The sequence below is a fragment of the Mycolicibacter sp. MU0083 genome, assembly GCF_963378075.1.
Taxonomy (GTDB): Bacteria; Actinomycetota; Actinomycetes; order Mycobacteriales; family Mycobacteriaceae; genus Mycobacterium; species Mycobacterium kokjensenii.
On sequence record NZ_OY726394.1, the window covers coordinates 4,148,202 to 4,163,535 of the forward strand.

The window sequence follows — 15,334 nt, forward strand, 5'->3', positions numbered from 1 at the left end:
AGGTACCTCAGCGATCGCCGAGCACCGCGATGGGCAGGTTCTGCACGTAACGCGTGGCGCGCTTGGCGCCGCGCACCTCGCGGCGGGTGGCCAGGTAGCGGCGCAGCCGAGTGGCCAGCACGGTGGTCTCCCGGTCTTCGGCGGTGCCGTTGACCGTCAGGACACTGGTGGGAACGAAAGCCATGATTTTTCTCCTGCCGGGAAACTCACCGGCCGCTCGCGCCCCGAAAAGGGCCGAGCCTACTGGCGGTTCAGGCCGCGGCGCAGACGCCGGAGCCGGTGAGGGATTGATCGATCTTCGAGCACGGATACGGATGCGGACCGTCACTGGAACTCACTTCGCCCTCACCTCCTTCCGGCCGGGACACACGGGCATGCCTGGGCAATTGCCACCAAGGTTACATCCAAATGAACAGGAGTCAAACGCAACCCGACCGAGGCGGGCGCGTCGGAACCCGGTTCAGAGCAGCCCGAGCAGCTCCAGATCGGTGATGTATTTGACGATCACCTCGCGGGTGACGTGCGGGATGTCCGGATGCTCGGGGTCGGGCCCGAGTCCGGCGGCCTGCACGGCGGCCCGGAACCGGTCGGTCGGTGCGATCGACCCGCAGATCGGAACCTGCGGCTTCTGGTAGTTGTGCAGCAGCGGCAGCAGCGAGGCCTGGCGCTGCTGCTCAGGCAGCGCCCGCAGGGTGGTCTCGAACCGCTGCAACCAGTCGCCGTAGTCGTCGATCCGTTGGATCGGGTAGCCGGCCTCGATCAGCCAGTCGACGAACTCGTCCATCCCCCGGCCGTCGTCGTAGGGGTTCATCACGTGGTAGGTGGTGAACCCGCCGCCCGCCGCGGCGCCCAACTCGGTGGCCGCCTCGGCGATGAACTCCACCGGCAGCCCGTCGTAGTGCGCACGCCGCCGGCGGCCGTCGTCACCCAACTCGTAGAACGAACCGGGCGCCACACCGGCGGCGACCAGGCTGAACATCATCCGGGTGAACATGTCGGGCAGGTTGAGCTGACCGGCATAGCTGGTGTCGGCCAGGATCATGTCGCAGCGGAACACCGCCACCGGCAGGCCGCACAGGTCGTGGGCCTCGCGCAGCAGCACCTCACCGGCCCACTTGCTGGTGCCGTAACCGTTGGCGTAGCCGTCGTTGATGGCGCGGACCGGGCTCATCACCCGCACGTCGGCGTCCTCGGTGAACTTCCCGAGCGGGATCTGGTCGCCGACACCGATGGTGGAGAAGTAGGTGAACGGCTTGATCTTTCCGGTGAGCGCGATCCGAATCAGCTCGGCGGTGCCGACCGCGTTCGGGCCGAACAGCTCGCTGTAGGGCAGCAAGTGGTTGACCAGGGCCGCCGGGTCGACGATCACGTCGACGGTGTCGGCCAGGCGCTGCCAGACGTCGTGAGCCAGGCCGAGATCCGCCTCGCCCTTGTCACCGGCGATGACGTGCAGGTGGTCGGCGGCCAGCTCGGTGTAGCGGGCCAGCAGACGCTGGTCTCCGCTGTCGAAGACGTCGTCGAGCCGGCGCCGCGCGTCTTCGTCGGAGCGCGCCCGCACCAGGCAGATCAGTGTGCCGCCGACCGGGGCCAACCGCTCCAGCCATTCCAGCGCCAGGTAGCGGCCGAGGAATCCCGTTGCGCCGGTGAGCAGTACGGTCCGGACCTGCTCGGACGGCCCGGGCAGCCCCGGTGCCGCCGCCAGGGTGGCCTCGTCGAGGAACTTGTCCAGGGTCAGGTCGGCGGCGGCGACCTCGAGGGCGTCCCGTCCGTGCACCGAGGCGAAGCTCGGCCGCTTGGATCCGGCACCGGCCAGCTCGGCGGTCACGTAGTCGGCGATCGCGGCGAGATCGTTTGCCGGGCTGACGATCACACCGACCGGCACGTCGACACCGAAGATGTCGCGCAGCAGGTTCCCGAAGGTCAGCGCCGACAGCGAGTCACCGCCGAGGTCGGTGAAGTGCGCCTGTGGCGACAGGTCGCCGGCCGAGGCGCCCAGCAGCGCCGCGGCGGCCCTGGCGACGGTCTCGGCCACCGGCCGCTGCGCGCCGTGCCGGCGTAGCTCGCTGAGTTCGCCGGCCTGCCCCTGCGCCAGTTCGGCGTAGCGGCGTTCGAGCCGATCACCGTAGCGCGCCTTCAGCTTCGGCCACGCCAGCTTGCGGATGCCGGTCAGCAGGCCGTTCTCCAGGGTGAACGGTTCGGTCTCGATGATCAGGTCGCGCGGCACCTCGTAGGACTGCAGGTCGGCGTCTTTGGCCACCTGCTGCAGCGACTCGGCGATCGCCGCCTTCAGTTCCGCCTCGGTGGCGAAGCGGCCCTGCGCCTGCTCGGTGGGGACGACGACGGCCAGCAGGTAGGGCTGGGCGCTGTTGCCGTAGACGTAGATCTGGCGCACCAGCGGGCTGTTGCCGAACACCGCCTCCAGCTTGGCGAGGGTGACGAACTCACCCTGCGCGAGCTTGAGCACGTTGTTGCGCCGGTCGACGTAGACCAGCCGGTCGGGGGCGACCTCGGCCACCACGTCGCCGGTCCGGTAGTAGCCGTCGGCGTCGAAGACCTCGGCGGTGATCTCGGGCCGGCGGTAGTAGCCGGGGAACAGGTTCTCGGTCTTGAGCAGCAGTTCCCCGCGCGGGTGCGGGGTGTCGGTGCTGAAGTAGCCCAGGTCGGGGACGTCGGCCAGTTTGTAGTCGAGCACCGGCGGCCGTTGCACCTCGCCGTCGAAGAGCACCATGCCGGCCTCGGTGGAGCCGTACCCGTTGAGCACGTGCTGCTCGGTGAGCTCGTCGACCCAGGACCGCAGTTCGTCGGAGATCGGGGCGGAGCCGGTCATCGCGAAGACGCAACGCCCGCCGAGCAATTCGGTGCGCAGCCGCGCCAGGACCTGCGCTTCGGCGTCGGCCGGGTCGCCGGCGAAACCGTCGACTTCGCTGCAGTAGTGCTGGTAGAGCATCTCCCAGATGCGGGGCACGAAGTTCAGTTCGGTCGGCCGCACCAGGGCGAGGTCTTCGAGGAAGGTGGACAAGTCGCTGCGGGCACTGAAGTAGGCGGTGCCGCCGTTGCCCAGGGTGCCGTACAGGATGCCGCGGCCCATGATGTGGCTCATCGGCATGAAGTTCAAGGTGATCGAGACGGCGGTCGGGCCGAACCAGTGCTTGGCCGAGCGCACCCACATCCGGGTCACGTTGCGCTCCGGGTACATCGCGCCCTTGGGGGCGCCGGTGCTGCCCGAGGTGTAGACCAGCAGGGCCAGCGGGTCGGCGTCGGCATCGGCCGGCGGGTCGACGAAGGACAGCGCCGCGCCGCGGGCCAGCAGGTCGGCCAGCGGTTCGACGACGATCTCGACGCCGGCCAGCCGGGCGCGGGCGTCGGCCAGCGCGTCACGGTGGTCGTCGACCTGCTCGTGGTAGTCGAAGACCACCAGCCGGGTGGGGGCCGGCCCGGCCAGGACCAGATCCACCGCGTCGGGCAGTGAATCGACGGCTGCCGCGATCACCCGGGGCTCGGTCTCGGCGACGATCGGGGTCAGGGTGCTCACCGCCGCGGAGGTCTGCAGCGGTACGGCGACGGCGCCGATCTGGCCCAGCGCAACGTCGATCACGGTGTAGTCGACGCTGGTGAAGCCCAACACCGCGACCCGGTCTCCGGGGCGCACCGCGCCGGCGACCAGGGCGGCGGCCAGCCGGCGGACCCGCTCCCCGACCTCGCCGTAGGTGATGGTCTGGTAGCGCGGCAGGAGTTCGGCGGTGGTGCGGCCGGTGGCCGGGTCGGTGACGTACTCGACGGCGCGCTGCCCCAGGGCCGGCCGCTCGGCGTAGCCCTCGAAGACGGTCCGGGCGACCTGCGCCAGCCGGGGCTGGGCTTCGACCGCGGCGGTGACGGCGGGGTCGGGGCGGGCGGCGGCGAACTGCGGGTCGTGGGCGACGAGCTCGGCGATCCGGCCGGCTAGTTGCTCTTCGGCCGGCAAAGGGGAAGCGTTCGACATTTCTTGACCTCTAATTGCTATCTCGCGAAAGTGATTTACCTGGCGCAATCTGCGTCGATGTAAACTACGTTAGCAAAACTAATTGATTCTAGGTCGCTGGCGCCCTGTGACGTTGACCTCAGAAATGTTTGCCCGGAGCGGGTCAGCTCAGGGATTCCTCCAGCCACGGGAGCAGCCACTTCACGCCTTCGGGAGTGAGGTGGATGCCGTCACTGCGCACCTTGATCCCGTCCACTTTGGCGGTGTAGACGCCCTCGGGCGCCAATTTCTTGTTCAGGTCCATCACGGTCACGGCGTCACGCCCGGCGACCTCGGCGCGCAGCAGGGCGTTCCAGAGGTCGACACGCCGCGGGTCGTCCTCGGGCCACAGGCTGCCGTCGGGCCGTTCGCCGTAGCGGCTGTAGGGCACGGTGGTCACCACCACGCGACTGCCCGCGGACTCCAGGACGTCGAGCGCCCGGCGCAGCTCGGCGATCAGGTAGGCGTCGAAGGTCGGGTCGCCGATGTGGCTCCACTGGCCCTCGTTGACCCGGTCCACGGTCTCCCAGCGGCCGACGAACAACAGCACGACGTCGGGCTGGTCGGCTTTGACCTGCCGGGTCCAGCGGGCCGGCCAACCGTCACACTCCGCCCCCTGCTCGATGGTCTTACCGGCCCAGCGGTAGGGCCCGGCCCGCACGATGCTGCAGCCGACGACGGTGTGATCGATGAAGTCGTAGCCGGGCGTCTCCGGCAGGTAGTGCATCAGCGTCCAGCCGATCGAGTCGCCGAACACCGAGACGGTGCGGGGCCGGTTCGGGTCGCGCCGCGCCGGCTGGGGCCGCGGTCCGGCGGATGGCGTGACCCGGGCCGGCGGCGACGGCGACACCGCGGCCGCCGCGGCGACATCGGGGGTGACGCCGTTCTCGGCGCTGGGCAGGTCCACCACCGGCACCACCAGCACGGTGACCGCCACCGCAGTGCAGCTGACCGCGGCGCCCAACGGCAGCAGCGGCACCCGCGCCGGCCGCCACCGCCGGATCGGTTCCTCGATGGCCCACCACGACACCGCGGCGATCGCCAGGGTGGCGGCGCACCGCACCGCGAACAGCGTCCACCCCGACCAGCCGGTGCGCTGCCCGTTGAGGACCAGAAAGACCGGCCAGTGCCACAGATACACGCCGTAGGAGATGGTGCCCAGCCAGACCAGGGGCGACCAGGCCAACGCCCGGGCGATCAGGCCGCTCTGATGCAGCGCCACCGGGGCGATCACCGCGATGGCGGCCAACGCCACCAGCGTGAGCAGCCCGCCGCGAAACTCCGCCGCGCTGCCGGTGGCGCGGTGGGCCGCCACCGCCAGGACGGCCAGACCGACCAGGGGTGATAGCCGCGCGACCCAGCGGGCCCGACCGGTCCGCACCACCGACCAGCCCGCGGTCAGCGCCGGCCAGTCCCCGACCAGCAGGGCCGCCGCCGCGGCGCCGATCAGCAATGCCTGGGCGCGGGTGTCGGTACCGAAGTAGACCCGGTCGCGGTTGGCGTCCGAGGCCAGCATCTCCGCGGCCGCCGCCGAGGCCGCCGCGCCGGCACTGGCCAGCAGGAAGACGGTCAGGCGCACGCCGCCGACGGTGGCCCACCCGCCGCGTCGGCGGGCGCGGGCGGCCAGCAGCAGCGCGACGGCGATCAACACCAGCGGCCAGACGAAGTAGTACTGCTCCTCCACCCCCAGCGACCAGGCGTGCTGCAGCGGCGACGGCGTGCCGGCCTCGGTGAAGTAGTCGGTGTGTTGGGCGACGAACCGCCAGTTGGCCACCCAGAAGAAGGCGGCGATGGCATCCTCGCGCAGGCCCGCCACCGCTTCCGGCGGCAGCAGTTCGTGGGCGACGGCGACGGTCAGCACCATGAGCACCAGCGCCGGCAGCAGTCGGCGGATACGGCGGATCCAGAATCCGCCGAGGTCGATGCGCCCGGTCCGGCCGAGTTCGTCGATGAGCAGCGACGTGATCAGGAATCCGCTCAGCACGAAGAACAGGTCGACGCCGATGAAGCCCCCGGACAGGCCGGGGATGCCGCCGTGGTCGGCGAGCACCAGGGCGACGGCCAGCGCACGCAGGCCGTCGAGGGCGTGGATGCCCGGGCGTCGCCGTTCGCGTCGAATCCGGTCCGTGGCGCGCGCGGTGGTCAACCGGGCGGAACGCGGGGCCGGCGCAACCCAACGGGATTTACCCGAGGTGCGCATCGAGGTGGCCCGGCGAGTCGGGTTCCCGGCCGGTCCACTCAAGACATCGTGGTCGCCGTTGGCGCCGATTGGTCGATCCTCTCGCTGGTGGACCACCGAAATCTTAGGCGGCCGACCGGCGTCTCAGCGGGATGACACGCTCGAGGTCAGGAGACCAATTCGGCAGTGCGCCACCAGATCAGCGCGATGAACAGCGCCAGCAGCCCCAGGCTCACCGCGAGCTGGATCCGGTCGCGGGCCGCCGGACCCGGATAGACATACGCCCACGCCACCAACGACCCGGTGATCAGCCCGCCGAGGTGGCCCTGCCAGCTGATGTTGGGAATGGTGAAGGTGAAGATCAGGTTGACCACGATCACCGCGCCGATCGCACGGACGTCCATCCGCAGCCGACGGCCCACCACCAAGGTGGCGCCGAACAGCCCGAAAATGGCACCCGAGGCGCCGGCGGTCGCCGCGGTGATCGGTGCCAACAGGTAGACCGCGACCGAGCCGCCCAGCGCGCTGAGGAAATACAGCGCACTGAACCGCACCCGGCCCAGCAGGCCCTCCAGTTGCGGACCCACCACGTACAGCGCCCACATGTTGAGCAAAAGGTGCGGCAACCCGTAGTGCAGGAACGCCGAGGTCAGCAACCGGTACACCTGGCCGTGGGCCACCGCCGGCGTCCACAGCACCAGGTCGGACTCCAACTGGTGGGACGACACCTGCGCACCGAAGGCCAGCACGCTCAGCGCGATCAGCGCGTAGGTGACCACCGGAACACCCGAGGCCGCCCGCACCACCGGCCGGGCCCGGCGTACCGACGCGGCACCGGCCTGCGCGCAGTCCACGCAGTGCTGGCCGACCGCGGCGGTGCGCATGCAGTCAGCGCAGATGTAACGGTCACACCGGGTGCAGCGCAGCGCGGTGGCCCGGTCGGGGTGCCGGTAGCAGACGGTCATGGCTATACCTTCTCAGAGCGGCACCGGTAGATTTCATCCAATGGCACCCCGGGCACCTCGCCAACCGTTCAACGACGTCGTCACCGGATTCTGGAGCTTCGCGGCCCCGGCCTACGACACCCGGTTTCTGCAGCGGTGGGTGTATCGCCCCGCCCAGGACGAGCTGATCGCCGCGCTGCGCGCCCGCCGCCCGGCCCGGGTCGCCGATATCGCCTGCGGCACGGGCATCCTGGCCGACCGCATCGAACGCGAACTGGCGCCCGAGGCGGTCTACGGGGTGGACATGTCCGACGGCATGCTCGCCGAGGCCCGGGCGCGCTCGTCACGGGTGCGGTGGCTGACCGGTGCCGCCGAACAGTTGCCGTTCGGCGACGGGGAACTCGATGCGGTGGTCTGCAGCTCGGCGTTTCACTTCTTCAACCAGCCCGCAGCGGTAGCCGAGTTCCACCGGGTCCTGGCGCCGGGCGGGATGGCGGCGGTCACCGCGATGAGTCCCCGGCTGTCGGATCCGATCCACGCGCTGACCGGGATCCGGTGGAATCCGGCTCGCCAGCCGACCCCCAGTGAGATGAGCGCGCTGTTCACCGATGCCGGCTTCACCGTTGCCGACCAGCATCGGGTCGCCCGGCCGGCCTGGACGCTGGCGGTGTCGGACCTGATCACAGTCGGCGTCAAGCCGTAGCCGCCGGGCCCGGGCCGGGGCGCGGTACCTTCGTTGGGTATGAGACCGATGAAGTTGGCCGGGGCCGCGGCGATCGCGCTGGTGGCGTGGTCTGCGGCCGCCGGCGCCGCCGGGGCGGACCCGACTCCCCCGCCCGCGCCCGCTCCCAAGCAGGTCATCGACGGCGACGGGACGTTCGCCGTCGGGACCGAGATCGCCCCGGGCACCTACCGTTCCGAGGGGCCGCGGGACGGCGCCGCCTGCTACTGGCGCCGGATGGGCGACGGCAAGACCCTCGACAGCGCGATGACCAAGAAGCCCCAGATCGTGCTCATCGAGCCGAGTGACACCGCGTTCCGGACCGATCGCTGCCAGACCTGGCAGCAGGTCCAGTGCCCGCCCACCTGCGCCCCGGTGCCGCAGCAGTCCGCCGGCCTGCCGGATGTGCTCAAGGGTTTCGTCCCGCAGCCGCGGCCGGCCGCTCCGGCCCCCGCACCCGCCGGGCAGTAGCCCCCGGCAGCGGCGGTCGGCTCAGACCCGTTCGGGGTCGGCCAGCAGCAACGTCGCACCGTCGACCAGGGTGCGGATCACCTCGTCGGTGGTGAAATCGCTGAGCCACAGGTTGGGCGCATCGCTGCGGTGCAGCATCGCGACGCCGTGCAGCGCCACCGCCAGTGTGGCGGCGATCCGGTCGGATGCGGGATCGGATTCGCTGTCCGGCACCTGCCCCCGACAGGCCAACAATCCCCTGGTCACAGCCTCCAGGGCGCGACGGGCGGCGGGTGGGGTCTGGCCGTCCTGGGTCATCAGGGCGTAGCGCAGCGGATGGCGTTGGGCGAAGGAGACGTAGACCCGGCAGCCGATCAGCAGGCGCTCACGCGGATCGACGGCGCGTTGGACGTTCTCGGCGATCTCGTCGGATACCTGGACCCAGCTCGATTCGGTGACGGCCTCGAGTACCCGTTCCAGATCGGCGAAGTGCGCATACACCGAGGGCGCCGCAATGCCGGCCTCGCGGGCGATGCGCCGCAGTGACACCTCGGCCTCGCTGGCCGCACCGTCGATGACGCGGGCGGCCGCGGCCAAGATCTCGTCGCGCAGCAGCGCGCCGTGACCTCGCAGATTGCGCCGACGGGTAGGGGTGGGCACGCCGTGATCCTAACGGTCTGTGAGTTGTTGCCGTGTGTGTTCTGAATAACAGCCGATATCCAGATATGAACTGAGCCAATCTAACTTTACACGCGTTTCTTTACAGCCGTAAGGTTAGCAGCCATGAACGCACCGCAAAAGCCACGCCGCCTTCGCGGACTCCTGCAGCGACTCTGGGTCGTACTGGTGATCGTCCCGGTCGCCGCCGTCGCCGCACTGACCATCCAGCGCTTCCACGGCGTCTTCGGCGCGGACGGCGCGGCCGTCGCCGGCGGGACCGGCGGGGAGATCGTCTCCACCGTCCCCAAATACGTCACCTACGAGGTCTACGGCCCCGAGAACACCGCCGGAATGATCAGCTACGTCGACGAGCGCGCCCAGTCCCGGGAGGCACAGTTCGGCGCACTGCCGTGGTCGATCACGCTGACCACCACGCAACCCAGCGTGTTCGCCAACGTGATGGCCCAGGGCGACGGCCCCGCACTGGGCTGCCGGATCACCGTCAACGGCGAGTTGCGCGACGAGCACCGGACCGACGGCCACCACGCCGCGACGTTCTGCGTGGTGAAGGCGGCATGAGCGGCCACCGCAGCGCCCGCAGCACCGGAGCGCCCCGATTCGCCCGGCTGATCCGCGCCTGCGCGATCCCGATCATCGCGTTCTGGGTCGCCGCGACCGCCGCGACCAACCTGCTGGTCCCGCAACTGGAGATCGTCGGCGCCCACAACGCCGTCTCGCTGTCTCCGCAGGACGCGCCGTCGGTGATCGCGATGAAGCACATCGGCGAGAAGTTCGGCGAGTTCAGCTCCGACAGCGTGCTGATGATCGTGCTGGAAGGTGACGAACCGCTCGGCGACACCGACGGAGCCGCGCACCACTACTACGACCGGCTGGTGGCGAGCCTGCAGGCCGACACCGCCCACGTCGAACACGTGCAGGACTTCTGGGGCGACCGGGTCACCTCGGCGGGATCGCAGAGCGAAGACGGCCGCGCCGCCTACGTGCAGGTGCATCTGGTCGGTAATCAGGGGTCGGCGCAGGGCGTGGAATCGGTCGACGCGGTGCGCGAACTCGTCGAGCACTCCGACCCGCCGGTCGGCCTGCGGCCCTACGTGACCGGCCAGGCCGCCCTGGTCGCCGACACCAACGAGGCCGGGGACGCCTCCATGGTGAAGATGACCGGCATCACCCTGGCGGTGATCGCGGTGATGCTGCTGGTGGTCTACCGCTCGCTGGGGACCATGCTGATCGGGCTGCTGGTGGTCGTCACCGAGATGAGCATGGCCCGCGGGCTGATCGCGGTGCTCAGCGACGCCCGCGTCTTCGCGATCTCGACGTTCGTGGTCAGCATCCTGACCGCGCTGGCCATCGCGGCCGGCACCGACTACTGGATCTTCCTCATCGGGCGCTACCACGAGGCGCGCAACGCCGGCGAGGACCGCGAGACCGCGCAGAACACCACGCTGGCCGGCGTCAGCCACGTCATCCTGGGCTCCGGGCTGACCATCGCCGGCGCCATGCTGTGCCTGCATTTCACCCGGCTGAACTACTTCAACACCCTCGCCGTGCCCTGCGCGCTGGGCATGTTCACCATCTTGTTGATGGGGTTGACGTTCGCGCCCGCGGTGCTGGCCGTCGGCAGCCGGTTCGGGCTGCTCGACCCGAAACGGGCCACCGGAGCCGGCGGATGGCGCAAGGTGGGCACCGCCGTGGTGCGGTGGCCGGTGCCGATCCTGGCCGCCGCCGGCGCGGTCGCCGCGGTGGGCGTGCTGGTGTTGCCCGGGTATCGGACCAGCTACGACAACCGGCACTACATCCCGGCCGACGTGCCGTCCAACGTCGGGTACGCCGCCGCCGAGAAACACTTCACCTCGGCGCGGATGAACCCCGACATGCTGATGGTCGAGTCCGACCACGACATGCGCAATCCGCGCGACATGCTGGTGCTGGACCGGATCGCCCGCAACATCTTCCGGGTGCCGGGCATCGAACGGGTGCAGTCCATCACCCGCCCGCTCGGACCGCCCATGGAGCACGGCTCGGTGCCGTTCCAGATCAGCGCGCAGGGCGTGACGATGCGGGAGAACCTGCAGTTCCTCAAGGCCCGCCTCGACGACACCGCGACGATGGCCGACCAGTTGTCGTCGATGGCCACGGTGCTCGACAGGCTGCACGGCCTGAGCCTGCAACTGGCCGACGCCACCCACGGCACCGACGGGGCCACCCACGACATGGCGGGCACCATGGCCGAGGTCCGCGACAGCATCGCCGACTTCGACGACCAGTTCCGCCCGCTGCGCAACTACTTCTACTGGGAGCCGCACTGCATCAACATCGGCGTCTGCAACGCGGTGCGGTCCATCTACGACGCCACCGACGGCTTCGACAAGCTGGCGGAGAACGCCACCGCACTGGCCGCACAGATGGACCGGGTCGATGAGATCACGCCCGCGATCGCCGACCAGATCCCGCCGATGATCACCCTCACCACCAACATGCGCGACCTGATGCTGACCATGCACAGCAGCTTCAGCCAGGTGGTCACCCAACTGGAGGAGATGACCGACACCGCGGCGGTGATGGGCCAGGTGTTCGACGACGCCCGCAACGACGACATGTTCTACCTGCCGCCGGAGGCGTTCGACAGCCCGGACTTCCAGCGCGGGATGGAGCTGATGATGTCGCCGGACGGCCAGGCCGCCCGCATCCTGATCACCCACGCGACCGATCCGGCGACCGTCGAGGGCATCTCGCACGTCGACGCCGAACTGCAGGCCGCCAAGGAGGCCGTCAAGGGCACCCCGCTGGCCAAGGCGAAGTTCTACCTGGGCGGGACCGCCGCCACCTACGCCGACATCGCGACCGGCGCCCACTACGACCTGCTGATCGCCGCGGTCGCGGCCATCGTGCTGATCTTCGTGGTGATGCTGCTGATCACCCGTGCGCTGGTGGCCTCGATCGTGATCGTGGGGACCGTGGTGCTGTCGCTGGCCTCTTCGTTCGGGCTCTCGGTGCTGTTGTGGCAGTACGTGTTCGGCATCGAACTGCAGTGGCTGGTGATCGCGATGAGCGTGATCGTGCTGCTGGCGGTGGGCTCGGACTACAACCTGCTGGTGGTCTCCCGCATGCAGGAGGAGCTCAACGGCGGGACCGGTCTGCGGACCGGGCTGATCCGGGCGATGGGCGCCACCGGCAAGGTGGTGACCGCGGCCGGCATGGTGTTCGCGTTCACGATGATCGCGATGATCGCCAGCGACCTGCGGTCGGTCGGCCAGATCGGCACCACCATCGGGCTGGGCCTGCTGTTCGACACCTTCATCGTCCGCAGCCTGATCACGCCGTCGATCGCGGCGCTGCTCGGCCGCTGGTTCTGGTGGCCGATCAACGTGCACCGGCGACCGGCCGGCGACCCCGCCCCGGCCGTCGAGGCGCCCGCCGCCCGTCCGGCGCTGGGCTCGGCGCTCGGCCCGGCGCCGGGGATGCCCGTCCCCGCCGGCTAACGGTCTTAGCGTTACGCCAAGATTGTCTTATATTTCTTAATCTAGGTGTATCGTGGGCCTCTCGCGCTAGGGAGAGGGTCGTGCCATGGATTCCCGGATGCTCGCCGACAGCTACCGCGGGGCCCGCGACCGGATCGGCGCGCTGGCCGTGGACCTGAGCGCCGAGCAACTGCGCCTGCCGGTGCCCGCCACCCCCGCCTGGTCGGTGCACGACGTGCTGGCGCGCCTGGCGGGTGGCGCCGCGGACGTCCTGGCGCAGCGACTCGACGGGGTCCCGGGCGACGCGTGGACCGCACGGCATGTAGCCGAACGCCGCGGCCGTCCGGTCGCCGACCTGCTCGCCGAATGGGCGAACGCCTCGCCGGCCGCCGAAGCGACCCTGCCAGAGCGCTTCACCGGCCCGAATCTGGCCGCCGATGCCATCTGCCACGAGGGCGACCTGCACGAGGCGCTCGGCCTGGCCCGTCCCGACCGCGAACACTGGCAGCCGTTCCTCGATGTCCTGGGCCACCTGCCCGGCCGGCGACTGGGCGACACCGCGACCCTGGTCGTCACCGACGAGCGGGGGCAGCAATGGCGTTGCGGCACCGGTGAATCCGTCACCGAAGTGCGCGCCGACTGCTACGAGCTGCTGCGCGGCCTGTTCAGCCGGCGGTCGCGGCGCCAGATCGCCGGGTGGGACTGGTCGCCGGCGCCGGCGGCGCACCTCGTCGACGGCTTCGGCGTGTTCGGTCCCCGTGACGACGACCAGCCGGTCCCGGACCGCTGACCTCGATGCGGCTGTTCTGCTGTTCGGCCGGGCGGTGGGCTGGCATGCTCGCCGGATGGGGTGGCAGCGATGTGCGGCCGTACTCACCGGTCGGCGCTGCTGGCTGGTGGCGCTGGTCCCGGTCCTGATCGCCGTCGCGTTGATGGCGGCCGCCGGCGGTGACGCCGAGGCGACCCGGTCCCCCGAAACCCTGCCGGCCGGCGCCGAATCCGCACGGGCCGCCGCGGCGCTGTCCGGTTTCGCCGGCGGGGAACAGGCCACGGTGCTGTTGGTGGCCACCCGCACCGACGGCGGTCCGCTGACCCCGGACGACCTCGCCGCGATCGACGCGGCGCACGCGCGCGCCGCGGCAGTGCCGCAGGTCTTGGGCGGTACGCCCGCCGCGGTGGCGCCCTCGGCCGACGGCCGGGCGGCGCTGGCGACGCTCCCGCTGGACCCCGGGCTCTCCGGTTTCGAGCTGACCGACGCCGTCACGGCCATGCGGACCGCCGCCACCACCGATCTGCCCGCCGCACTGTCGACCCACATCACCGGCGGCCCGGCGTTCGGCGCCGACATCGCCGACGCTTTCACCGGCGCCAACGTCACGTTGCTGGCGGTCACCGCTCTGGTGGTGGCGCTGCTGCTGATCATCACCTATCGCTCACCGGTGTTGTGGCTGGTGCCGCTGCTGGTGATCGCGTTCGCCGACCGGGTGGCCGCGGTGGTGGGCGCCGACGTCGCACGCGCCGCGGGGGTGACGTTCGACGGCTCCACCGCCGGGATCACCAGCGTGTTGGTCTTCGGGGCGGGGACCAACTATGCGCTGCTGTTGATCTCGCGCTACCGCGAGGAGTTGTACGCCGACGCCGCGCATCGCGGCGCGCTGGCCCGCGCGGTGGCCGCTGCGGCCCCGGCGATCCTGGCCAGCAATGCCACGGTGGTGCTGGCCCTGTCGACGCTGCTGCTCGCGCTCACCCCGAGCACCCGCAGCCTGGGGATCTGCGCGGGCTGCGGGCTGGTGGTGGCCGCCGTCTTCGTGCTGTCGGTGCTGCCGCCGCTGCTGGCGGTGTGCGGCCGAAAGGTGTTCTGGCCGTTCATTCCCACCCCCTCCCCCGGCGCTGAGGGCGCGGCGACGACGGCCGGTCCCTGGCACCGTGTCGCCGACGCGGTGTCGCGGCGTCCGGTGCTGGTGTGCCTCGCGGCGGTCGCCGTGCTGGCGGCGTCGGCCGCCGGGCTCTCCGGGGCCAGGATCGGGTTGTCGCAGACCCAACAGTTCCGGGTACAGGCCGACTCGGTGGCCGGCTTCGAGACGCTGGCGGCGCACTTTCCCGAGGGTGCGGCGAGCCCCGCGGTGGTGATCGGCCCGACCGCCAAGACCCGGGAACTCACCGCGGCGATCACGGGCGTCCCCGGCGTCGTCTCGGCGGTGCAGACCGGCGGGACCGAGACCGGGCGGACCCGGTGGTCGGTGGTGATCGACGCCGCCCCGGCCACCGAGGAAGCCTTCCGGGTCGTCACCGGGGTGCGCGATGCGGTCGGCGGGGTCGATTCGCGGGCGCTGGTCGGCGGCGCCGACGCGCAGGCCCTCGATGTCCGCGACGGTGCGGTGCGCGACCGCGAAGTGCTGATCCCGCTGATCCTGCTGGTCGTGCTCGCGGTGCTGTTCGTGCTGCTCCGGGCGCTCATCGCACCGCCGGTCCTGGTGGCGGCGACGGTGCTCAGCGCCCTGGCCGCCCTCGGGCTGGGCTGCTGGGCCAGCCTGCACCTGTTCGGTTTCCCGGCGCTGGACAACAGCACTCCGCTGTTCGCGTTCCTGTTCCTGGTCGCGCTGGGTGTCGACTACACCATCTTCCTCGTGACCCGGGCCTGGGAGGAGACGCCGCAGCACGGCACCCGCGCGGGAATGGTGCGTGCGGTGTCGGCCACCGGTGCGGTGATCACCAGTGCCGGCGTGGTGCTGGCCGCGGTGTTCTGCGTGCTCGGAGTGCTACCGCTGATCGTGCTGACTCAGCTGGGCATCATCGTCGGACTCGGAATCCTGTTGGACACCTTCGTCGTTCGAACCCTGGTTATTCCGGCATTGTTCGCCGTGATCGGTGACCGGATCTGGTGGCCGAGCCCGCCGCGCTGAT

General features: G+C 70.6%; 11 protein-coding genes. 6 read left to right on the top strand and 5 right to left on the bottom strand.

What is annotated here, in order from left to right:
• Window positions 1–7: 7 nt before the first annotated feature.
• The 4 genes from RCP38_RS19160 to RCP38_RS19175 all read right to left on the bottom strand — a co-directional run bounded on the left by RCP38_RS19160 (window position 8) and on the right by RCP38_RS19175 (window position 7,141).
• Window positions 8–184 (bottom strand): hypothetical protein, encoded by a 177-nt coding sequence (locus RCP38_RS19160; protein WP_308474476.1) that lies wholly within the window; start codon window positions 182–184, stop codon window positions 8–10.
• A 276-nt stretch (window positions 185–460) separates the two neighbouring features.
• Window positions 461–3,979, bottom strand: coding sequence for a carboxylic acid reductase (gene car / locus RCP38_RS19165; RefSeq protein WP_308474477.1), 3,519 nt, complete (start codon window positions 3,977–3,979; stop codon window positions 461–463).
• A gap of 142 nt (window positions 3,980–4,121) precedes the next feature.
• Window positions 4,122–6,197, bottom strand: a complete 2,076-nt coding sequence (locus RCP38_RS19170; protein WP_308477425.1) for an SGNH/GDSL hydrolase family protein — start codon at window positions 6,195–6,197, stop codon at window positions 4,122–4,124.
• Window positions 6,198–6,343: 146 nt separating this feature from the next.
• Complete coding sequence (locus RCP38_RS19175; RefSeq protein ID WP_308474478.1) at window positions 6,344–7,141, bottom strand: rhomboid family intramembrane serine protease; 798 nt, start codon at window positions 7,139–7,141, stop codon at window positions 6,344–6,346.
• Window positions 7,142–7,181: 40 nt separating this feature from the next.
• Here RCP38_RS19175 and RCP38_RS19180 point away from each other — a divergent pair, with 40 nt between their 5' ends.
• Window positions 7,182–7,823, top strand: a complete 642-nt coding sequence (locus RCP38_RS19180) for a class I SAM-dependent methyltransferase (RefSeq protein WP_308474479.1) — start codon at window positions 7,182–7,184, stop codon at window positions 7,821–7,823.
• A gap of 48 nt (window positions 7,824–7,871) precedes the next feature.
• Complete coding sequence (locus RCP38_RS19185) at window positions 7,872–8,312, top strand: hypothetical protein (protein ID WP_308477426.1); 441 nt, start codon at window positions 7,872–7,874, stop codon at window positions 8,310–8,312.
• 21 nt (window positions 8,313–8,333) lie between these two features.
• On the opposite strand, the gene RCP38_RS19190 is transcribed toward RCP38_RS19185, so the two are convergent.
• Complete coding sequence (locus RCP38_RS19190; protein ID WP_308474480.1) at window positions 8,334–8,951, bottom strand: TetR/AcrR family transcriptional regulator; 618 nt, start codon at window positions 8,949–8,951, stop codon at window positions 8,334–8,336.
• Window positions 8,952–9,074: 123 nt separating this feature from the next.
• Here RCP38_RS19190 and RCP38_RS19195 point away from each other — a divergent pair, with 123 nt between their 5' ends.
• The 4 genes from RCP38_RS19195 to RCP38_RS19210 all read left to right on the top strand — a co-directional run bounded on the left by RCP38_RS19195 (window position 9,075) and on the right by RCP38_RS19210 (window position 15,333).
• Entirely contained in the window at window positions 9,075–9,530 is a 456-nt protein-coding gene (locus tag RCP38_RS19195) for an MmpS family transport accessory protein (RefSeq protein ID WP_308474481.1), read from the top strand.
• The gene (locus RCP38_RS19200; RefSeq protein WP_308474482.1) at window positions 9,527–12,451 is read left to right on the top strand and encodes an MMPL/RND family transporter; all 2,925 of its coding nucleotides are present in this window, start codon (window positions 9,527–9,529) and stop codon (window positions 12,449–12,451) included. The genes RCP38_RS19195 and RCP38_RS19200 overlap by 4 nt, the downstream gene beginning before the upstream one ends.
• Window positions 12,452–12,536: 85 nt before the next feature.
• The gene (locus tag RCP38_RS19205) at window positions 12,537–13,220 is read left to right on the top strand and encodes a maleylpyruvate isomerase N-terminal domain-containing protein (protein ID WP_308474483.1); all 684 of its coding nucleotides are present in this window, start codon (window positions 12,537–12,539) and stop codon (window positions 13,218–13,220) included.
• A 55-nt stretch (window positions 13,221–13,275) separates the two neighbouring features.
• Window positions 13,276–15,333 carry an MMPL family transporter gene (locus RCP38_RS19210; RefSeq protein WP_308474484.1) on the top strand — a complete coding sequence of 686 codons (2,058 nt, stop codon included), beginning with the start codon at window positions 13,276–13,278 and terminating at the stop codon, window positions 15,331–15,333.
• Window position 15,334 lies beyond the last annotated feature (1 nt).